General features: G+C 57.4%; 15 protein-coding genes, 2 tRNA genes and 3 rRNA genes. 10 read left to right on the forward strand and 10 right to left on the reverse strand.

Annotated elements, in window-relative coordinates; genetic code table 11:
- Nucleotides 1-27: 27 nt before the first annotated feature.
- From FG13_RS30310 to FG13_RS26585, 4 genes are all read right to left on the reverse strand, one after another.
- Nucleotides 28-744 (reverse strand): phosphoadenylyl-sulfate reductase, encoded by a 717-nt coding sequence (locus tag FG13_RS30310; RefSeq protein WP_035825926.1) that lies wholly within the window; start codon nt 742-744, stop codon nt 28-30.
- A 9-nt stretch (nt 745-753) separates the two neighbouring features.
- On the reverse strand, nt 754-1,314 hold the full coding sequence (locus FG13_RS26575; RefSeq protein ID WP_035825928.1) for a DUF934 domain-containing protein: 561 nt from the start codon (nt 1,312-1,314) through the stop codon (nt 754-756).
- Complete coding sequence (locus FG13_RS26580; protein ID WP_035825930.1) at nt 1,307-2,995, reverse strand: nitrite/sulfite reductase; 1,689 nt, start codon at nt 2,993-2,995, stop codon at nt 1,307-1,309. Before FG13_RS26580 ends, FG13_RS26575 begins: the two co-directional genes overlap by 8 nt.
- A gap of 81 nt (nt 2,996-3,076) precedes the next feature.
- Nucleotides 3,077-3,850 (reverse strand): sulfite exporter TauE/SafE family protein, encoded by a 774-nt coding sequence (locus FG13_RS26585; RefSeq protein ID WP_034782225.1) that lies wholly within the window; start codon nt 3,848-3,850, stop codon nt 3,077-3,079.
- A 160-nt stretch (nt 3,851-4,010) separates the two neighbouring features.
- On the opposite strand from FG13_RS26585, the gene FG13_RS26590 reads away from it, so the two are divergent.
- The 3 genes from FG13_RS26590 to FG13_RS29210 all read left to right on the forward strand — a co-directional run bounded on the left by FG13_RS26590 (nt 4,011) and on the right by FG13_RS29210 (nt 6,922).
- Complete coding sequence (locus FG13_RS26590) at nt 4,011-4,952, forward strand: CysB family HTH-type transcriptional regulator (protein ID WP_035825933.1); 942 nt, start codon at nt 4,011-4,013, stop codon at nt 4,950-4,952.
- A 62-nt stretch (nt 4,953-5,014) separates the two neighbouring features.
- On the forward strand, nt 5,015-5,665 hold the full coding sequence (locus FG13_RS26595; protein ID WP_035825935.1) for a class I SAM-dependent methyltransferase: 651 nt from the start codon (nt 5,015-5,017) through the stop codon (nt 5,663-5,665).
- Nucleotides 5,666-5,974: 309 nt separating this feature from the next.
- The gene (locus tag FG13_RS29210; protein ID WP_051959479.1) at nt 5,975-6,922 is read left to right on the forward strand and encodes a porin; all 948 of its coding nucleotides are present in this window, start codon (nt 5,975-5,977) and stop codon (nt 6,920-6,922) included.
- 46 nt (nt 6,923-6,968) lie between these two features.
- Here FG13_RS29210 and FG13_RS26605 read toward each other — a convergent pair whose 3' ends face one another.
- From FG13_RS26605 to FG13_RS26615, 3 genes are all read right to left on the reverse strand, one after another.
- On the reverse strand, nt 6,969-8,159 hold the full coding sequence (locus FG13_RS26605; RefSeq protein ID WP_035825937.1) for a PAS domain-containing sensor histidine kinase: 1,191 nt from the start codon (nt 8,157-8,159) through the stop codon (nt 6,969-6,971).
- 160 nt (nt 8,160-8,319) lie between these two features.
- Nucleotides 8,320-9,078: a LytR/AlgR family response regulator transcription factor gene (locus FG13_RS26610; protein ID WP_035825940.1), complete on the reverse strand. Its 759-nt coding sequence runs from the start codon at nt 9,076-9,078 to the stop codon at nt 8,320-8,322.
- Between the two features lie 68 nt (nt 9,079-9,146).
- Nucleotides 9,147-10,439, reverse strand: a complete 1,293-nt coding sequence (locus tag FG13_RS26615; RefSeq protein WP_035825942.1) for a sensor histidine kinase — start codon at nt 10,437-10,439, stop codon at nt 9,147-9,149.
- Between the two features lie 605 nt (nt 10,440-11,044).
- Between FG13_RS26615 and FG13_RS26620 the strand changes: the two genes are divergently transcribed.
- The 6 genes from FG13_RS26620 to FG13_RS26645 all read left to right on the forward strand — a co-directional run bounded on the left by FG13_RS26620 (nt 11,045) and on the right by FG13_RS26645 (nt 17,645).
- A 16S ribosomal RNA gene (locus tag FG13_RS26620) occupies nt 11,045-12,575 on the forward strand.
- Between the two features lie 98 nt (nt 12,576-12,673).
- Nucleotides 12,674-12,750 (forward strand) — tRNA-Ile (locus tag FG13_RS26625).
- A 19-nt stretch (nt 12,751-12,769) separates the two neighbouring features.
- Nucleotides 12,770-12,845, forward strand: a tRNA-Ala gene (locus tag FG13_RS26630).
- A 250-nt stretch (nt 12,846-13,095) separates the two neighbouring features.
- A 23S ribosomal RNA gene (locus FG13_RS26635) occupies nt 13,096-15,985 on the forward strand.
- 138 nt (nt 15,986-16,123) lie between these two features.
- Nucleotides 16,124-16,236: ribosomal RNA gene (gene rrf, locus FG13_RS26640) — 5S ribosomal RNA — on the forward strand.
- The 16S, 23S and 5S rRNA genes sit together here with 2 tRNA genes alongside, the layout of an rRNA operon.
- Before the next feature lie 110 nt (nt 16,237-16,346).
- Nucleotides 16,347-17,645, forward strand: coding sequence for a leucine-rich repeat-containing protein kinase family protein (locus FG13_RS26645; RefSeq protein WP_035825943.1), 1,299 nt, complete (start codon nt 16,347-16,349; stop codon nt 17,643-17,645).
- A 54-nt stretch (nt 17,646-17,699) separates the two neighbouring features.
- Here the strand turns inward: FG13_RS26645 and FG13_RS26650 are convergent, their stop codons facing one another.
- Both FG13_RS26650 and FG13_RS26655 read right to left on the reverse strand, forming a co-directional pair.
- Complete coding sequence (locus FG13_RS26650) at nt 17,700-18,965, reverse strand: nitronate monooxygenase (RefSeq protein ID WP_035825945.1); 1,266 nt, start codon at nt 18,963-18,965, stop codon at nt 17,700-17,702.
- A 183-nt stretch (nt 18,966-19,148) separates the two neighbouring features.
- Nucleotides 19,149-19,634: a YajQ family cyclic di-GMP-binding protein gene (locus FG13_RS26655; protein WP_034759416.1), complete on the reverse strand. Its 486-nt coding sequence runs from the start codon at nt 19,632-19,634 to the stop codon at nt 19,149-19,151.
- Nucleotides 19,635-19,820: 186 nt separating this feature from the next.
- Here FG13_RS26655 and murB point away from each other — a divergent pair, with 186 nt between their 5' ends.
- Nucleotides 19,821-20,849 carry a UDP-N-acetylmuramate dehydrogenase gene (gene murB / locus FG13_RS26660; RefSeq protein WP_035825947.1) on the forward strand — a complete coding sequence of 343 codons (1,029 nt, stop codon included), beginning with the start codon at nt 19,821-19,823 and terminating at the stop codon, nt 20,847-20,849.
- Here murB and ppnP read toward each other — a convergent pair whose 3' ends face one another.
- A complete protein-coding gene (gene ppnP, locus FG13_RS26665; protein WP_035825949.1) occupies nt 20,850-21,164 on the reverse strand; it encodes a pyrimidine/purine nucleoside phosphorylase in 315 nt (104 codons plus the stop codon).
- Between the last annotated feature and the right edge of the window lie 21 nt (nt 21,165-21,185).

Below are 21,185 nucleotides of genomic sequence, written 5' to 3' on the forward strand. Positions count from 1 at the left end.
TTGTTCTGCTGAGTCTGTTGTGTCTGTTCAGGCTGCCACGGATTTGATGCGTATCAACTTACCGTCCACCATGTGCAGGCCGCATTCCTTGGAGTCCGGGTTTTCCCACCACCAGCGTCCGGCGCGCACATCTTCGCCCGGCTGGACGGCCCGCGTACACGGTTCGCAGCCGATCGACGGGTAACCCTGGTCGTGCAGCGCGTTGTAGGGCACGTCGTTGGCGCGGATGTAGGCCCACACGTCTTCTTCCGACCAGTCGGCCAGCGGATTGAATTTTGTCATCGCGTGCGCCGCATCGTCTTCCTGCACGTGCAATTCGGCGCGCGTGGTGGACTGCGCGCGGCGCTGGCCCGTCACCCAGGCCTTGTTGCCGGCCAGGGCGCGGCCCAGCGGCTCGACCTTGCGGATGCGGCAGCATTCGCGGCGCATCTCGACGCTGTTGTAGAACGCGTTCAGGCCATTTTGTTCCACGTAGGCGGCCACGGCTTCCGGCTGCGGACGGTACAGGGTAATGTCGTGGTCGTAACGGGTTTTCACCTTGTCGAGCACGGCCAGGGTTTCCTGGTGCAGCCGGCCTGTTTCCAGGGAAAAGATGCCGATGGGCAGCTTCGCCTTGAGTATCATGTCGGTCAGCACCATGTCTTCGGCTGCCAGGCTGGACGCGAACACGGCCGGCGAAAAATCCGCGGCGATGCGTGTCAGCGTTTGCTCGGTGGCGTCAATCAAAGAAGTCAAATCGCTCATGATTGGTCCTCAGATGCCGGCCGCGTTGTCGAGGTCAGGATTCTGGCCTTCGCGCTGGTGGCGGCGGAACAGCGGCGACTTCTGATCCCACGAAGCCTGGTAAGTTTCCGAAAAGACCGACAACCCTTTCAGGGCGTCATGGATGCTGCGGTCGGGGCGTGTCGCATACGCGTCGAAGCCTACCCGGTGCATGGAGAACAGCTGGTCGCGCAGCACGTCGCCAATCGCCCGCAATTCACCCTGGAAACCCAGGCGGGCGCGCAGGTTGAAGGCGATGGAATAGCCGCGCCCATCCGTGAATTTCGGGAAGTCCACGCCGATGACGGGCAGTTGCGCCACGTCGGCCGCCAGTTCTTCCGGGCGCTCGTCGCTAGCCAGCCACACGCCGATGTCGGGCAGGCGGGCCGCCAGGGTCTCGCGCTGGGCTTGCCATACGAGCAGCGGCACGATGACCTTGCCGGCAGGCACGACCACCGTTTCCGGCGTGTCGGTTTCATCGAGGCGCAGCAAGCCCCAGGTATTTGGCACCACGGCGGCGTTCTTGATGATTTCTTCGCGTACTTCAAACATATTCGTCTTCTCCCACCAGGTTGCCGACCGTGATCGGCGTTGCATATACGTGTTCCTTGAACGGCGCCACACCCAGGCGCTGGGCCGTGTCGACGAAGCGCTCGCCTTCATGGCGGTCGCGCACGTAGACGTGCAGCAGGCGGCCGATGACTTCAGGCATCTGCAGGGAAGAGAACGAGGGTCCGATGATCTTGCCGATGGCCGCGTTGTTGCCTTGCGCGCCGCCGATCGACACTTGATACCATTCGCTGCCATCCTTGTCGACGCCGAGAATGCCGATGCTGCCCACGTGATGGTGGCCGCAGGCATTGATGCAGCCGGAAATATTCAGTTCGATCTCGCCGATGTCGTGCTGGAAGTCGATGCTGTCGAAACGTTCCGCAATAGCGGCCGCGATCGGCAAGGACTTGGCGTTGGCCAGCGAGCAGAAATCGCCACCGGGGCAGCAGATCATGTCGGTCAGCAAACCGATGTTCGGCGTGGCCAGGCCGTGCGCCTTGGCTTCCTGCCACAGTTTGAATAGTTTCGACTGTTCCACGTCGGCCAGCACCAGGTTTTGCTCGTGCGTCACGCGCAGTTCGCCAAAGCTGTAGCGGTCGGCCAGATCGGCCACGAAGTCGATCTGCTCGGCCGTCGCGTCGCCGGGCGGCACGCCCGTTTTCTTCAGGGACAGTACCACGGCCACGTAGCCGGGGCGCTGGTGCGGCTTGACGTTGCGCGCCAGCCAGTTCAGATAGGCCTTGTTGTCCGCGTGTTCCGTCTTGTAGTCGAGTTCCGGCAGGGCCAGGTAGGCGGGCGGATTGAAAAAGTCCGCTACGCGCTGCATTTCCTCGGCCGTCAGGGTTTCCGGACCATCTTTCAAGTCGACCCATTCCGCTTCCACCTGGCGCGTGAATTCTTCCACGCCGATGGCTTTCAGCAAGATCTTGATGCGCGCCTTGTATTTGTTGTCGCGGCGGCCGTGCAGGTTGTACACGCGCATGATCGCCTGGATGTAGGTCAGCAAATGCTGCCACGGCAGGAAGTCGCGCACGACGCTGCCCAGGATCGGCGTGCGGCCCATGCCGCCGCCCGCCATCACCTTGAAGCCCACTTCACCGGCGGCGTTGCGCACGGCCGTCAAGCCGATGTCGTGCACGGCGATGGCGGCGCGGTCTTCCTCGGCGCCATTGATGGCGACCTTGAATTTACGCGGCAGGGCGATGAACTCGGGGTGGAAGGTGCTCCACTGGCGCAACACTTCCGCGTACGGGCGCGGATCGATGATTTCATCTGCCGCCACGCCGGCGAACGGATCCGATGTTGTATTACGGATACAGTTGCCGGACGTCTGGATCGCGTGCATTTCCACGGACGCCAGGTCCGTCAGGATATCGGGCGTTTGTTCCAGCTCGATCCAGTTGAACTGGATGTTCTGGCGCGTCGTGAAGTGGCCATAGCCGCGGTCATACTTGCGCGCAATGTGCGCGAACATGCGCATCTGCGTCGACGACAGCAAGCCGTACGGCACGGCGATGCGCAGCATGTAGGCGTGGCGTTGCATGTACAGGCCGTTTTGCAGGCGCAGCGGAATGAATTCCTCTTCCGTCAGTTCATTGGCGATACGGCGCGCAACCTGGTCTCGGTACTGGGCGATGCGTTCTTTGATGATGAGGTGGTCGTACTGATCGTAATGGTACATATCAATTCCTAAAAAAGCCGGGGTGCTGGAAGATTGCCTGGGATTATGTTCTTGATACTGCTCTAGTCACTTGTTCGGTAATTAATAGATTAGCTTCACTGCCACGCCGGTCAAGGTCATCGCCAGCAGGACTCTTAAAAACTTTTCCGGCACGGAGCGGGCCACCCAGGAACCGAGCGTGATGCCGGGCAGGGAGCCGACCAGCAACGAGGCCAGCAATTCCCAGTGGATGGAACCGAGCCACCAGTGGCCCAGGGCGGCGATGGCCGTCAGGGGCACGGCGTAGGCGATGTCGGTGCCCGCCACTTCGGCTGAGCTCATGCGTGGATACAGCATCACCAGCAGGGTCGCACCGATGGCGCCGGCGCCGATCGACGACACCGTCACCAGCACGCCCAGTACGGCGCCGGAAATAATGGTCGCTGCGGCAAGCTTGTTGCCTTGCAATTGTTTTTCGGGATGGGCATTGATCCAGGCCAGCATGCGGCCCTTGAAGATCAGCGCCACCACCGTCAGCAGCACGGAGCCGGCGATCGAGTAACGGATGATCTGGCCGATTTCCGGCGACAGGGTGCCGAACGATTTCAGCGCCAGGGTCGCGATGACGGCGGCGGGCAGGGCGCCTATGCACAGGCGCTTGACGATATCCCAGCGGATGGTGCCGCGCAGGCGGTGCGTCAGGGTGCCGGCGCTCTTGGTGATCGAGGCGAACGCCAGGTCGGTGCCCACGGCCACGGAAGGCGGCACGCCAAACAGCAGGGTTAACAGCGGCGTCATCAGCGAGCCGCCGCCCACGCCGGTCATTCCTACGAGTAATCCTACGGCAAATCCTGAGACTATATAAGACAAAGTCATGCTTGCACCCCCAAAGTACCCGCAATAGTAATAAACTTAGTGTTTATTCCAAACTACTAAGTACGCATTTGCTTATATGCGATATGCGTATATGCATGAACGCAAAATCATGGGTGGGGCGGAAACTCGGCAAATCACGGCAATCTAGGGCAAACCAGCAATGAATCTCCATCAACTGCGCTTCGTGCGCGAAGCGGTCCGGCAGAATTACAACCTGACGGACGCCGCCAAGGCCTTGTTTACCTCGCAACCGGGCGTATCGAAAGCCATCATCGAGCTGGAGGAAGAGCTGGGCGTGGATATTTTTACGCGCCATGGCAAGCGTATCCGCGGCTTGACGGAGCCGGGCCGTCTGGTGCTGGAGTCGGTCGAGCTGGTCATGCAGGAAATCGACAGCATGAAGCGCATCGGCAAGGAATTCGCGGCGCAGGACAGCGGCAGCTTTACCATTGCCACCACGCATACGCAGGCGCGCTACACCTTGCCCAAGGTGGTGCAAGCTTTCATGCTGAAGTTCCCGAAGGTACGCTTATCTTTGCTGCAAGGCAATCCGCGCCAGATCGCCGAGATGGTGCAGCGCGACCAGGCCGACCTCGCCATCGCCACGGAATCGATCGCCGCCATCGATGGCTTGATTACCTTGCCATGCTATCAATGGGAGCACGTGGTGGTGGTGCCGGTCGACCATCCGCTGCTCAAATCGAAGTCCGTGACCCTGGAAGAAATCGCCGCCTTCCCCCTGATTACCTATGACAGCGCGTTCGCCGGACGCAACAAGATCGACCACGCTTTCGTGCTGCGCGGCCTGAAGCCGGACATCTTGCTCGAAGCCATTGATGCGGACGTGATCAAGACTTATGTCGAGTTGGGCATGGGGATTGGTATCATAGCGGGTATGGCCTTCGATGCCGAGCGCGACAAAGGCTTGCGCGCCATCCCTGTCGGCCACCTGTTCGGCATGAATGTGTCGCGCGTGGCCGTCAAGCAAGGCGCGTATTTGCGCAGCTATATTTATACCTTTATCGAGTTGCTGACGCCGACCCTGAACCGCAAGCTCATCGAGCAGGCGATGAGCGGTGATAAAGAGCACTACGAACTATAAACAATGCAGGAAGTCGGCCGGGCGAGTTGCCTGGCCAAGATTATTTAAGAAGAGAAGAAACAATGATTACCGATCAGCTTGCCAAATATTACGCCACCATCGCGCAGCAGTACGAGCGCGTCTATGCCAAGCCCGAACGCCAGGAAGACCTGGAAGTGTTGCGCGACAAGGTCGCCGACGTGCTGGAAGGCCACACCGTGCTGGAACTGGCTTGCGGCACCGGCTACTGGACGGAAGTGGTCGCCGAGTCGGCCGACTCCGTGCTGGCCACCGATATCAACGATGAAATGCTGGCGCTGGCCCAGTCGCGCGGCTTGCCGGACAACGTCAGTTTCGCCAAGCTCGACGCCTTTAATTTGCCCGACGATATGCTGGGCAAGTTCACGGCCGTGTTCGCCGGTTTCTGGTGGTCGCACGTCAAGCGCGAAGACCAGGATAAATACCTGAAGCAATTGCGCAGCAAGCTGGGCAAGGACATCATGCTGGTGCTGATCGACAATTCCTATGTCGACGGCAGCAGCACCGTGATCGCGCGCACCGACCTGGAAGGCAACACCCACCAGTTCCGCACGACGGATGGGGGCGAGCGCTATGAAGTGCTGAAGAATTTCCCATCGGACAGCCACCTGCGCAAGAAGTTTGCTCACTCGGCCCGTGAAATCCGCATGAAGCGCCTGGAATACTACTGGTTGCTGAGCTGCCGCCTGAAATAAAGCTGATCTGTCTATATGGTAGGTCGGATTAGCGGCGCAGCCGCGTAATCCGACACCGCCGCCTTGCCAACAATGTTGTCGGATTACGCGTGGCCTTGCCACGCTACTCCGACCTACGGTAAATAGGCCTTGCCGCCGCATGAGCCGCCCTCGGGCGGTTTTTTTTCGCCTGTTGTTTTTATCTGACACGATGTTGTGCCAAAAAACAACATCTTGTCGATGTCATATTGTTGAAGTATTTGGTGGGCATGATTCGGTTCAGCAGCTGAGCAGCACCATTCTTGTCCAACCTAATGTAGAGAATCTCAAGTGAAAAAAATTACTCTGGCAGCATTGATCATCGGCACCTTCGCAGCAGCTACGGCACAAGCACAATCGAACGTCACCGTGTATGGCCTGGTTGACCTCGGTATTGCCAAGACCACTGGCCAGCCGACGGTACAACGTGAAAACAACGCGTCGCGCTTCGGTTTCAAGGGTACGGAAGATCTGGGTGGCGGCCTGTCCGCAATTTTCAACCTGGAAAGTGAATTCCTGGCTGACACCGGCGCGCAAAAAGGCGTGTTGTTCGACCGTCAAGCTTACGTGGGCTTGAAAGGCGCGTTTGGTACCGCCATCCTGGGCCGCACCAAGAACCTGGTCGATGGCACCATCGCCCGCGTCGACCCATTCAACACCTACGGCGTGGTCGGCAAGAACAATGAAACCCTGCTGCGTTCGGGCGTCGGCTCGTCGCGCGTCAACAACGCCGTGACCTACAACAGCCCAAGCTTTGACGGTTTCGTGGGCAGCCTGCAATACGTGCTGAGCGAAGTCAACAGCGCTGACGCGGGCGTGATTGGCCTGGCAACCTACGACAACGGCCCGATCAGCTTGCACGCCGGCTACGAAAAAGCCGTACAAGCAACGGCAACGGCCGCCAAGCCTGACCTGTGGTCCATCGGTGGCGGCTATAAATTCGGCCCGGCCAAGATCACGGCCGCCTACTCGAAGGGCGACACCAAGGTGGCTGCCAACGGCGAATTCAAGTCCTACCTGATCGGCCTGAACTACACGGTTGGCGGCGGCGATGCCAAAGTGTCGTATGGCAAGCAAGAGCAAAGCAACAACAAGGTCAAGGATCAGGACACCATCAAGGAATTCGGCGTCGGCTACGACTACCACCTGTCGAAGCGTACCGACGTGTACGCTTACGCTGGCCGCGAGCGCGTCAAGTCGCTGACCTCGTACCAGATCGGTCTGGCACACAAGTTCTAAGCAGTATTCGATGTGACGAAGTAGAAGGCGCCTGCGGGCGCCTTTTTTATTGCATCGCCGCTGTTGCCGCTTCCGCATGCATGGGCAGCGAGATTTCGATGCGTGTGCCGCCCAGTTCGCTATCGGCACCGATATGGATGCTGCCATTCAAACCCCACACCCGTTCGCGCATGCCCAGCAAGCCCAGGGCCGTGGCTTTTTCCAGGTCGTGCTCGGCAATGCCGCGGCCGTCATCCTGGATGGTGATGGCCAGCGAGGAATCGATGCGGTGCAGGGCGATGGTGATGTGGCTGGCCTCGGCATGGCGCGCGATGTTCGTCAGCGCTTCCTGCACGATGCGGTAGATGGCCGTGCTGCGCGCATCGTCGAGCACGAGGTCGGCCTCGTCGGCCAGCAAGTCGAAATGGATGGCGCGGCGCAACAGAAAGTCGTGGCGCAGTTTTTGCAGCGCAAAATACAAGCCCCCTTCATCGAGCGCGCGCGGACGCAGATTGCTGGCGATGCGCCGCAACGAGGTGATGGCCGTTACCAGCAAGCCATCCATGCTGTGCAGCAACGCTTGCAGGGACGCGGTGGTGTCCGTGTGCTGGCGCACCAGGGTCAGGTCAACGCGCAAGGTGGCCAGCAGTTGCCCCAAGTCATCATGCAGTTCACGCGCGATATGCTTGCGCTCTTCTTCGCGGATCGATTGCAGCGCGCTCGACAGTTCGCGCAGTTGCGAAAAGGAGCGGGCCAGTTGTTCATGCATCTGCTGGCGCGCGCTGATGTCACGCACGATGATGGTAAATACGCTCTGGCCGTCTTCCAGCATGGCCGAGAGCGAGCCTTCGAGGGGAAACATGGCGCCGTCGCTGCGCCGTCCCGTCAGGGTGTAGTCGGTGGTGCGCCGGCCCGTCAGGCGCAGCTCCAGGTTGATGTCGCCAAACGGCGGATCTCCCTCGTGCTTGCCCAGGCCGCCCAGGGTGCGCAAGTCGCGCAGGATGTACTGGCCCAGGCGCATGCCGCGCATGCCGGCCGGCGTGTCGTCGAACAATCTGGCTGCCGCCGCGTTCGCATGCAGGATGATTTGCCGGCTGTCGATGCTGATGATGGCGTCGCTGGCGCTGTCGATGATGGCCTGGCCACGCGCCTGCCGTTGCCGGCGGGCTTTCAGGGGAGGAAACAAGCACAGCAAAAGCGCCGCCGCCATGCCCAACGGCAGGATACGCAGCAGTGTGGAACTGCCTCGGTCAGGCATGGGGCTCTCCTTGCAAACGTGAGCGAAGGCAGGCAAGACAGGAATGGCGGACAGGACTTTAGCCTATGCCTGTTGGCGCGGCGCGGCTTGATGTGGCGCAGGAAGGGGAAAGAAGAGAGGCATGCGCCGCGCCGGCCAGGGCCGGGCGGCGGCGGGAGACTTACATTTGCTTGAACAGGTGCAGGAAGCTGCGGCTTACTTCGAGCTTGTCGGACTTGCCTTTGATGAGCACCAGGTGGCGGCCGCGGATGTCGCGCGTCACGCCTTCGATGGCATTCACGTTGACCAGGGTGGCGCGGTGGATTTGCCAGAACAGCGAAGGATCGAGCTCTTCGGCCAGGTCGCGCACGGGCTTGCGGATCAGCGCCTCATACTTGGCGGTTTGCACGCAGGTGTATTTCTCGTCAGAACGGAAGAACAGGATCTCTTCCACGGGGATCATGCGCAAGTCCTGGCCGATGCTGGCCTGTATCCATTGCAAATAGGTGGGCTTGGCCGTGATTTTCTCCGCCAGCTGCGACAGCATGGCCGTGACGCTGCTGTTGACGTCCAGCGCCGGCTTGTTCAAGTGCGTTTTCAGGCGCTCCACCGTGACCAGCAAGCGCTCATGCTCGGGCGGCTTGAGCACGTAGTCGACGGCGCCCCGCTCGAAGGCTTCGACGGCGTGGCTATCGTAGGCCGTGACGAAGACGATATGCGTCTTGCCGCCGATTACTTGCGCCGCTTCCATGCCCGTCTTGCCCGGCATGCGGATATCGAGGAAGGCAAAGTCCGGCTTGAGTTGCTCCACCAGTTCGATCGCTTCGTCGCCATTCTTGGCTTCGCCGATGATTTCCAGTTCAGGCCAGGCCTGGCCCAGGCGCAGGCGCAGCTGGTCGCGCATCAGTCTTTCGTCGTCGGCAATAATAGCGGTAGGCATAGGTCTCAAGTGTGAACAGGCGAAGATTGATTATTCAATGATTTAGCGTTTTTATCAACTACTCTGTCTTATTTGGACAATTGATATGGCACTTCGATCACGGCGCACACGCCGGACGGTTGATTTGGCGTAATGGTCAGGCTGCCCTCGTCGCCATGCAGCAGCTTCAGGCGCTCACGGATGGTGGGCAAACCGAGGCCCGTGCCATCGCTGGGCACCACGCCAAAGCCGAGGCCGTCATCGGTCACCGTGACGCGCAGCTTGCTGTGCGCCACTTCGGCCACGATGCGCAGGGTGCCACCCTCCGGTTTGACTTCCAGGCCGTGCTTGATGGCATTTTCCACCATCGATTGCAACATCATCGGCGGGAAGGCGGCGCTGCGCAGGCCATCGGGAATCTGGAAGTCGACGGTCAGGCGTTCTTCCATGCGCATCTTCAGCAGGTTCAGGTACGCTTGCACCATGTCCGCTTCGCGGCCCAGGTTGGTAATCAGGGCGTTGTCGCGCATTTGCGGCAGCACGGCGCGCAGATACTGGATCAGGCTGCGCTGCATCTTGGCCGCGCGCGGCGGATCGACCTGGATCAGGTGTTCGACGGAAGCAAGCGTGTTGAACAGGAAGTGCGGCTCGACTTGCGCCTGCATCATCTGCATCTTTGCTTCGCTGAGCTGGCGCTGCATGGATTCGCGCTCGGCCGCCTCATTCGCCGTGACGGTTTCCGCTTCCGCACGTTTCTTGCCGCCGACCAGGGCTTTCATGGCGAACAGGGCCAATACCAGCAAGGATACAAAGCTCTTGAACCAGGTCGAGGCTTGCTGGTGATAGCGCGAGACTTTTTGTTCCGCCGCATCATCGACCGCTTCTTCGATGGCATTCGACAACTCTTCACCGATTTGTGGCGGCAATTCAATATGGACTTCTTCGCCCGAGGCATTCGTCGTTACTGGATAGCTGGGCTTGGCAGGAGCGGCCGGCGGCTCCGGTGGTTCCGGCGGCACGGCATTGGCTTGTGCGTCCGCCTCGGCGGCATCGGCCGGCTCGCTGGCTGCATCGGCCGCGCTGCTGCGCCGGTTCTTGCTGTTGCGGGGATTGAAGTGAATCCCCGTATCGTCGATCAGGATATTGGTTTCCCCCGAACCCTTGCTGCTGCGTTTATGCGACTTGATGACTACTTCTTCGTCCGGGTTGGACGAGAACAGCTCATCTTGCAAGATGGAACCGGCGATCAGGGCCAGCGCAGCGAACAGGAAGAATTTCCACCAAGACAGTTGGGTGACCCAGGTCGTCGTCGCGTCGAATGCCCGTTGCAACCAAGCGAGGATGGTTTTCAACAAGTGGGGCAGGCTGGAAATCGGAAGCATGGGAGCACTTTCAAGTACAAGAGTTAATCGACGCGGCGGGCAAGTTTAACCCCTTGTTGAGTAGCGTCAGAGTCTGATGTTGCCACTGTGCCTAAAGACCACGAACTACGCCAGCCGATTGCGACAGGCTGCACAAAAAGGCGCTTGAAGTGAAGACTATGCTTGCTGGGCGGTGAGGGCGGAAAAATAGCGCTTGCGGGGCGCGCGGAGCAGGGCTATAATTTTCCCCCTCGCTGAACGACGCATGCAAATGCCGAGTAAAGCAGGGTGAAAAAAGAAGGTTGACGAAATGCTGCAAACGCTTCATACTCTTCCTTCTTCGCAGCTGACAAACACAACGCTTTGTCGATAGCGCGAAAGTGGCACCGAATACAGTTCTTTAACAATTAACAGTCGATAAGTGTGGGCATTTGATGTAAGTGCAGCGTCAATCTTCGGATTGGCGTCTAACTTAAAATATCAAATGTTCACAAGAAATAATGAAATAGGATACTTCTTCGGAAGTAGCCTGTCAGTTTTTTGAGTGAGCAAATCTTTTGCAATGCAAAAGATTTGGATGGTAGTGATACTGTCCGACCTGTCAGAAATGACATTAAACAGAGATTAAACTGAAGAGTTTGATCCTGGCTCAGATTGAACGCTGGCGGCATGCCTTACACATGCAAGTCGAACGGCAGCACGGAGCTTGCTCTGGTGGCGAGTGGCGAACGGGTGAGTAATATATCGGAACGTACCCTAGAGTGGGGGATAACGTAGCGAAAGTTACGCTAATACCGCATACGATCTAAGGATGAAAGTGGGGGATCGCAAGACCTCATGCTCGTGGAGCGGCCGATATCTGATTAGCTAGTTGGTAGGGTAAAAGCCTACCAAGGCATCGATCAGTAGCTGGTCTGAGAGGACGACCAGCCACACTGGAACTGAGACACGGTCCAGACTCCTACGGGAGGCAGCAGTGGGGAATTTTGGACAATGGGCGAAAGCCTGATCCAGCAATGCCGCGTGAGTGAAGAAGGCCTTCGGGTTGTAAAGCTCTTTTGTCAGGGAAGAAACGGTGAGAGCTAATATCTCTTGCTAATGACGGTACCTGAAGAATAAGCACCGGCTAACTACGTGCCAGCAGCCGCGGTAATACGTAGGGTGCAAGCGTTAATCGGAATTACTGGGCGTAAAGCGTGCGCAGGCGGTTTTGTAAGTCTGATGTGAAATCCCCGGGCTCAACCTGGGAATTGCATTGGAGACTGCAAGGCTAGAATCTGGCAGAGGGGGGTAGAATTCCACGTGTAGCAGTGAAATGCGTAGATATGTGGAGGAACACCGATGGCGAAGGCAGCCCCCTGGGTCAAGATTGACGCTCATGCACGAAAGCGTGGGGAGCAAACAGGATTAGATACCCTGGTAGTCCACGCCCTAAACGATGTCTACTAGTTGTCGGGTCTTAATTGACTTGGTAACGCAGCTAACGCGTGAAGTAGACCGCCTGGGGAGTACGGTCGCAAGATTAAAACTCAAAGGAATTGACGGGGACCCGCACAAGCGGTGGATGATGTGGATTAATTCGATGCAACGCGAAAAACCTTACCTACCCTTGACATGGCTGGAATCCCCGAGAGATTGGGGAGTGCTCGAAAGAGAACCAGTACACAGGTGCTGCATGGCTGTCGTCAGCTCGTGTCGTGAGATGTTGGGTTAAGTCCCGCAACGAGCGCAACCCTTGTCATTAGTTGCTACGAAAGGGCACTCTAATGAGACTGCCGGTGACAAACCGGAGGAAGGTGGGGATGACGTCAAGTCCTCATGGCCCTTATGGGTAGGGCTTCACACGTCATACAATGGTACATACAGAGCGCCGCCAACCCGCGAGGGGGAGCTAATCGCAGAAAGTGTATCGTAGTCCGGATTGTAGTCTGCAACTCGACTGCATGAAGTTGGAATCGCTAGTAATCGCGGATCAGCATGTCGCGGTGAATACGTTCCCGGGTCTTGTACACACCGCCCGTCACACCATGGGAGCGGGTTTTACCAGAAGTAGGTAGCTTAACCGCAAGGAGGGCGCTTACCACGGTAGGATTCGTGACTGGGGTGAAGTCGTAACAAGGTAGCCGTATCGGAAGGTGCGGCTGGATCACCTCCTTTCTAGAGTTTGCACGAATCAGTAATGATTCACGCATCAAATGTTCACACTTATCGGCTGTTAAATGAAGAAGAAACAGTAGTCGTAGTAGTTCCGCGTTGGGGCTGTAGCTCAGCTGGTTAGAGCACCGTGTTGATAACGCGGGGGTCGTTGGTTCGAGTCCAACCAGCCCTACCAGCTAATTAGTAAAATCTCAGGGGGATTAGCTCAGCTGGGAGAGCACCTGCTTTGCAAGCAGGGGGTCGTCGGTTCGATCCCGTCATCCTCCACCAAAGTTTTACTCGAAAGTGCAAACGTAAGCCGGTCAATAAGACTTGGGTTTAGGTTTGATCTTTTAGCGATCAAAGCTGTTTCGTTCTTTAACAATCTGGAAGAAGTAAAGATTATTTATTGATCGGTTTGCCGTAAAAAGCGAATCGATGGGTAATGATTGTATGTATCAACAAACAAGCAACAACGTTGTACTTTCTTATCCCTGTAGCGCTCTTTTCGTTTGAAAGAATGAAGAGGCTAACGTTATAGGGACAAGCGAATAAGTGCACATGGTGGATGCCTTGGCGATTACAGGCGATGAAGGACGTAGTAGCTTGCGATAAGCTGCGGGGAGTGAGCAAACACACTTTGATCCGCAGATTTCCGAATGGGGCAACCCACCCTTTTAGGGTATTGCATACTGAATACATAGGTATGCAAGGCGAACGCGGCGAACTGAAACATCTAAGTAGCTGCAGGAAAAGAAATCAACCGAGATTCCCAAAGTAGCGGCGAGCGAAATGGGAAGAGCCTGTACGTGATAGTCGGACCGATAACAGAATCCTCTGGAAATAGGAGCCATAGTGGGTGATAGCCCCGTATGTGAAATTGGACCGGTGATACTAAGCGTACGACAAGTAGGGCGGGACACGTGACATCCTGTCTGAATATGGGGGGACCATCCTCCAAGGCTAAATACTCGTAATCGACCGATAGTGAACCAGTACCGTGAGGGAAAGGCGAAAAGAACCCCGGAAGGGGAGTGAAATAGATCCTGAAACCGTGTGCATACAAACAGTAGGAGCGGACTTGTTCCGTGACTGCGTACCTTTTGTATAATGGGTCAGCGACTTACATTCAGTGGCAAGGTTAACCATATAGGGAAGCCGTAGAGAAATCGAGTCCGAATAGGGCGATCAGTCGCTGGGTGTAGACCCGAAACCAAGTGATCTACTCATGGCCAGGATGAAGGTGCGGTAACACGCCCTGGAGGTCCGAACCCACTAATGTTGAAAAATTAGGGGATGAGCTGTGGGTAGGGGTGAAAGGCTAAACAAACTTGGAAATAGCTGGTTCTCTCCGAAAACTATTTAGGTAGTGCCTCAAGTATCACCATCGGGGGTAGAGCACTGTTATGGCTAGGGGGTCATTGCGACTTACCAAACCATTGCAAACTCCGAATACCGATGAGTGCGAGCTTGGGAGACAGACGTCGGGTGCTAACGTCCGGCGTCAAGAGGGAAACAACCCAGACCGCCAGCTAAGGTCCCAAAGATTGGCTAAGTGGAAAACGAAGTGGGAAGGCTAAAACAGTCAGGATGTTGGCTTAGAAGCAGCCATCATTTAAAGAAAGCGTAATAGCTCACTGATCGAGTCGTCCTGCGCGGAAGATGTAACGGGGCTAAGCCAGTCACCGAAGCTGCGGATATTGTTCTGTGATTTATCACAGATATATATGGTAGGAGAGCGTTCTGTAAGCCTGCGAAGGTGTCTTGTAAAGGATGCTGGAGGTATCAGAAGTGCGAATGCTGACATGAGTAGCGATAATGGGGGTGAAAAGCCTCCACGCCGTAAGCCCAAGGTTTCCTGTTCAACGTTCATCGGAGCAGGGTGAGTCGGCCCCTAAGGCGAGGCAGAGATGCGTAGCTGATGGGAAGCAGGTTAATATTCCTGCACCGTCGTATGATGCGATGGGGGGACGGATCGCGGAAGGTTGTCCAACTGTTGGAATAGTTGGTTTTTGGCTCATAGAAGGCACTTAGGCAAATCCGGGTGCGGAATTCAAGGGGTTGAGACGAGTGCACTTGTGCACGAAGCAATCGGAAGTGGTTCCAAGAAAAGCCTCTAAGCTTCAGTCATACGAGACCGTACCGCAAACCGACACAGGTGGGCGAGATGAGTATTCTAAGGCGCTTGAGAGAACTCGGGAGAAGGAACTCGGCAAATTGGTACCGTAACTTCGGGAAAAGGTACGCCCCGGTAGCTTGAATGGTTTACTCCATGAGGGTGAAAGGGTTGCAATAAACTGGTGGCTGCGACTGTTTAATAAAAACACAGCACTCTGCAAACACGAAAGTGGACGTATAGGGTGTGACGCCTGCCCGGTGCTGGAAGATTAAATGATGGGGTGCAAGCTCTTGATTGAAGTCCCAGTAAACGGCGGCCGTAACTATAACGGTCCTAAGGTAGCGAAATTCCTTGTCGGGTAAGTTCCGACCTGCACGAATGGCGTAACGATGGCCACACTGTCTCCTCCCGAGACTCAGCGAAGTTGAAATGTTTGTGATGATGCAATCTACCCGCGGCTAGACGGAAAGACCCCATGAACCTTTACTGTAGCTTTGCATTGGACTTTGAACCAATCTGTGTAGGATAGGTGGGAGGCTTTGAAGCGGGGACGCTAGTTCTCGTGGAGCCAACCTTGAAATACCACCCTGGTTTGTTTGAGGTTCTAACCTTGGTCCGTTATCCGGATCGGGGACAGTGCATGGTAGGCAGTTTGACTGGGGCGGTCTCCTCCTAAAGTGTAACGGAGGAGTTCGAAGGTACGCTAGATACGGTCGGACATCGTGTTGATAGTGCAATGGCATAAGCGTGCTTAACTGCGAGACTGACAAGTCGAGCAGGTACGAAAGTAGGACATAGTGATCCGGTGGTTCTGTATGGAAGGGCCATCGCTCAACGGATAAAAGGTACTCTGGGGATAACAGGCTGATTCCTCCCAAGAGTTCATATCGACGGGGGAGTTTGGCACCTCGATGTCGGCTCATCACATCCTGGGGCTGTAGCCGGTCCCAAGGGTATGGCTGTTCGCCATTTAAAGTGGTACGTGAGCTGGGTTTAAAACGTCGTGAGACAGTTTGGTCCCTATCTGCCGTGGGCGTTGGAAATTTGAAGGGGGCTGCTCCTAGTACGAGAGGACCGGAGTGGACGAACCTCTGGTGTACCGGTTGTCACGCCAGTGGCATTGCCGGGTAGCTAAGTTCGGAAGAGATAACCGCTGAAAGCATCTAAGCGGGAAACTTGCCTTGAGATGAGATTTCCCAGAGCCTTGAGCTCTTTGAAGGGTCGTTCGAGACCAGGACGTTGATAGGCTGGGTGTGGAAGTGCAGTAATGCATTAAGCTAACCAGTACTAATTGCCCGTACGGCTTGTCCCTATAACCTTAGCAGGTACAGAGGATAAGACGGTACAACGTTGCGTGTGTGTTGATACTACCAGTCATTACCCCAATCTTTGCTTCTTCCAGATTCAGGCTTTGTCGTCCAATTGGAGACAAATGCCAGTACAAGTTATGCCTGATGACCATAGCAAGTTGGTCCCACCCCTTCCCATCCCGAACAGGACCGTGAAACAACTTTGCGCCGATGATAGTGCTGCAACCAGTGTGAAAGTAGGTTATCGTCAGGCTTGTTATTCGAAAAAACCCCTTCCGGTGATCCGGTTGGGGTTTTTTTACGTCCAATGATTTATGCATGGCATCGATCGCGTGCTACCTTGAAAGGGATATCTTGTCTGCTGTGCATACACTGGAACAATTACGCGCCGGCCAACTGGCTGGCCTGCGCCGTCTGAAGCTGTCCTGCGGCTTGACGGACTTCCCCCGCGAAATCTTCGACCTGGCCGACAGCCTGGAAATCCTCGACCTGTCCGGCAATGCGCTGTCCACATTGCCCGACGATTTGCCGCGCTTGCACAAGCTGCGCATTATCTTTTGTTCGGATAACCTGTTCACCGCCTTGCCGGCCGTGCTCGGTTCCTGTGCTGCGCTGGAAATGATCGGTTTCAAGGCGAACCGGATCGACCACGTGCCAGCCGCAGCCTTGCCGCCCAAGCTACGCTGGCTGACCCTGACGGATAATTGCATCGAGTTCATGCCGGATGAGCTGGGCAAGTGCGGGCAATTGCAGAAACTCATGCTGGCGGGAAATTGCCTCGACAGCTTGCCGGCGACGTTGGCGAATTGCCGCCGGCTGGAACTGGTGCGCATCGCCGCCAACCGTTTCACGGCACTGCCCGACTGCCTGCTGTCCTTGCCAGGCCTGAGCTGGCTCGCGTATGCGGGCAATCCCTTTACGGAGGCGCGTGAGCTGGCGGCCTTGGCCGGTACGGGGGCTGCGGGCGTGGCATGGCAGCGCCTGGAACTGGCGCAGCAGCTGGGCGAGGGTGCATCTGGCGTGATTTACCGTGCCCGCCTCGATGGCGTCGATGATGTCGCCGTCAAAGTGTTCAAGGGCGCGATGACCAGCGATGGCTTGCCGCGCAGCGAAATGGCCGCCTGTGTCGGCGCCGGTGCACACGCTGGTCTGATTCCCATCCTCGGGACGCTCGCTGCGCACCCGCAAGGGGCGCTGGGACTCGTCATGCCGCTCATCGACGCAGCTTTCCACAATCTGGCCGGTCCGCCGAGTCTGGATTCTTGTACGCGCGACGTGTATGCCGATGGTGTGCGCTTTGCCCCTGCGCAAGCGTTGGCCATTGCCCATGGCATCGCCTCGGCCGTGTGTCAGCTGCATGCGCACGGCATCGTGCACGGCGACTTATATGCGCACAATATCCTGCATGCGGACAATGGCGCCTGCCTGCTGGGCGACTTTGGCGCGGCGTCGATGTTTGCGCCAGGCTCGCCGCAAGGGGAGGTGCTGCAGGGCATAGAGGCGCGCGCCTTTGGCGTGCTGCTGGGCGAGCTGATCGCGCATGGTGCGACGCCCGTGCCCGCCTTGCAAGTCATGCTGGAAGCTTGCCTGCAGGAAGAGATATTGCTACGGCCCAGGTTCGACGCGATCGAACGGGCCTTGCGGGACATGCTCCCCGCATAAAAAAATGGCGCAGCCTTCGCAGGCTGCGCCATTTTTATTTCAGGCTGGCAAGATTTAGCTTGCTGCCAGGATTTCTTTTTCAGGCAGCGCGATCTGGTTGTCGACGCTGAACTGGTAATCCTTGAAGACGTGTTCTGCCGTCAGGATCTGGTATTCGCCATTCTCCAGCTTGTGCGTGGTGTCCTTCAGGCGATACGTGTAATGGCCGCAGGTCCAGCAGTTGAAGTTGCGCATGTGCGTGCACAGGCAAGTCTTGTCCATCACGACGACGGTTTTTTGTTCCGGATGGGCAGCCACTTCGCGGTTGTACGAGTTGATGTAGGCGCAGTTGCCCGTCGCGTCGAGCAGGTAGCCATACGATTCGCAGCCTGGACGGATGCCGGCGCCGATGGCGGGCGTGTTCTTCAGCATGCGCATCGGATAGCCCGTCGGCGAGACGCCATTGACGATGATGTCTTCTTCCGAGGCCTTGTAGTATTCCTGCTTGACCTTGTTTGGCAAGCCGCATTCATTCGTGACGGTAAAGCGCGTCGCCACTTGCACGCCAGCCGCGCCCGCTTCCAGGAAGGAGACGGCATCGCTGCCCGTGAAAATGCCGCCGGCGGCGATCAGCGGGATGTCCAGCTGTTCGGCCTTCAGGTAGGCCAGCAGTTCCGCCGTGATCGTGTGCAGGTCGTAATTGGCCCAGTCCATGCCGAAACCCAGGTGGCCGCCGGCCAATGGTCCCTCGACGATGATAAAGTCGGGCAAGCGGTCCAGCTTGGCGTTCTTGCGCAGGAAAATCTGCAAGGCGCGCACGGACGAGACGATGATGCCCAGCTTGGCATCGCGGAAACGCGGATGGTCGGCCATCAGGGCGAACGAGCCGAAGTGCAAGCCGGCGGACAGGGTGATGCCGTCGATGCCGGCGTCGAGCGCCGCATTCAGGCGCACGCGCAAGGTTTCACGCGGGCCGTTCATGGTCAGCTTTTCCATGCAATTGACGAAGATCAAGCCATCGCCTTTTTTTGCTTCCATGGTGCGGCCGATATGCAGGCGCTGCGCTTCCGCCAGACGGCCCAGGTCGAACTGCACCACGGCCTTGTCGCTGTTATTGATGTTGAACTTGTACAGTTTCGTCTTGTCTTTGACGAAGGTGGTGTCGAAACGGCGGTCCGACACGTCTTCCACCATGGCATCGGAGATATGGCCGATACCGTTCAGCCGGGCCGCTTCCAGGGCCAGCTCCGACGTGGAAATATCCACACCCATTCCGCCTATCATGATGGGCACATATTCTTTTTTGCCAAATCGCAGGCGGAAATCATCAACACGTTTCATTGCTATCCTTAGACTACCGTGGTTATCACTGAGCCAGATGTACGGTCAAGCCCGCTGCCGGTCGGGCGCGCGGGCGCATGTAGCTGTGCGCAGCTTCAATTCTACCCCAAGCGGGCAGACGCTCCGAGGCAGCTTGCCGCCATGCCGGCGCAAGCGCAGGCCGGAGCGTGCGCAGCATCGAAATTAATCGCGGAAATTATTAAATTCCAGCGGCATGTCGGGCACGTCCTTGCGCAGCATGGCCATGGCCGCCTGCAGGTCGTCGCGCTTGGCGCCCGTGACGCGCACGGCTTCGCCCTGGATGCTCGCTTGCACTTTCATCTTGCTGTCCTTGATGACGCGCACGATTTTCTTGGCATCATCCGATTCGATGCCATTCTTGATCTTGATGATCTGCTTGACCTTGTCGCCGCCGATCTTCTTGATGTCGCCTTCGTCGAGGAAGCGCACATCGACCTTGCGTTTGGTCAATTTATTGGTCAGCACGTCGCGCACCTGGCTGAGCTGGAATTCCGAGTCCGCAAACGCGGTCAATTCGTTTTCCTTGTGCTCGACGCGGGCGTCGCTGCCCTTGAAGTCGAAGCGGGTCGTGATTTCCTTGTTGGATTGCTCGACTGCATTCTTGACTTCGATCATATCGGCTTCGGAGACTACATCAAATGACGGCATGGTCTGTTCCTTTTCTTGTTAAAGCGAGCGCACGCTCGGTGCGCTGGGCCTTGGCGGCTGATTCCGCGCCATGGGACGGCCCTGTTAAAGATGCGACATTTTAACGGACAACGGACGGCCTGCCCTTGTCTTGCGCTGGTTTTTTGTCGGTTTCACTCTATAATCGAACAAAATAATCGCTATCCCATGTCTGCAGAGCTCACCATCGAACACAATTACTCCCTCCAGCGCCTGAATACCTTCGGCATCACGGCCAACGCGGCCGCCTACGTACGCATTACTTCGCAAGCCGAATTGCAGGCCGCGCTGCAAGATCCGGCCCTGTCCGCCATGCCGCGCCTGATTCTGGGCGGCGGCAGCAACATCGTCCTGACCGGTGACTTTCCCGGCGCCGTGCTGCACATGGCCACGCGCGGCATGCGCCTGGCGCAGGCGGATTTCGAGACCATACTCGTCACGGCCGCGGCCGGCGAAAACTGGCACGATTTCGTGCAGTGGACCCTGGCGCAAGGCGTCGGCGGCCTGGAAAACCTGTCATTGATTCCCGGCACGGTGGGCGCGGCGCCTATCCAGAATATTGGCGCGTATGGCGTTGAAATCAAGGATTATCTGCATAGCGTGAGCGTCATGCACAGCGCCAGCGGCATCGTCTTCGACATGGACCGCGACGCTTGCCGCTTCGCTTACCGCGACAGCATCTTCAAGCAGGCGGACGGACGCGAGCTGATCGTGCTGGAAGTCACGTTTGCCTTGCCGGCCGAATGGCAGCCGAACTTGCGCTATGCGGAGCTGGCGCAGGCCGTGGCCGAGCGCAATCTTGCCGAGCCGACGCCGCAACAGGTGGCCGACACGGTGATGGCGATCCGCCGGCGAAAATTGCCGGACCCGGCCGTGATCGGCAATGCGGGCAGTTTCTTCAAGAATCCGGTGGTGTCGAAGGAGCAATGTCTTGCTTTGCTGGAACGTTTCCCTGCGCTCGTGCACCATGCGCAGCCCGATGGCACGGAAAAGCTGGCGGCCGGCTGGCTGATCGATCAGTGTGGCTGGAAGGGGAAAAACCTGGGGCCCGCGGGAGTGTATCCCAAGCAGGCGCTGGTTCTGGTGAATAATGGCGGCGCTCGTGGCGCGGACATTACCCGGCTGGCGGCAGCGATACAGGATGATGTAGAGGCGAAATATGGCGTGCGCCTGTCGCCCGAGCCTGTGTTTGTCTGATTAACCGAAGTGGCAGACGTAGTCGACGGTTTCGACGGTCTCGATGTCAAAATAGCTATTGCCCGGGATACTGAATTGCGTGCCCGCGCCATAGCTGTTCCACTCGCTTGCATCGGCCAGGCGTACCTTGCACAGGCCGCCGACGATTTCCATGATTTCCGGCGCGCCCGTGTTGAAGCGCAACGATGACGCGAAAATCACGCCCACGCTTTTTTTCGTGCCATCGGCCAGGATGACGTTGTGCGAGACGCATTTGCCGTCAAAATAAATGTTCGACTTCTTGACGACGCTGACATTGTCCAGTTGTGTGCTCATGCTTCACTTTCCTTGCTGTTA

The sequence above is a fragment of the Janthinobacterium sp. RA13 genome (assembly GCF_000745325.1).
Classification (GTDB): domain Bacteria; phylum Pseudomonadota; class Gammaproteobacteria; order Burkholderiales; family Burkholderiaceae_D; genus Janthinobacterium; species Janthinobacterium rivuli.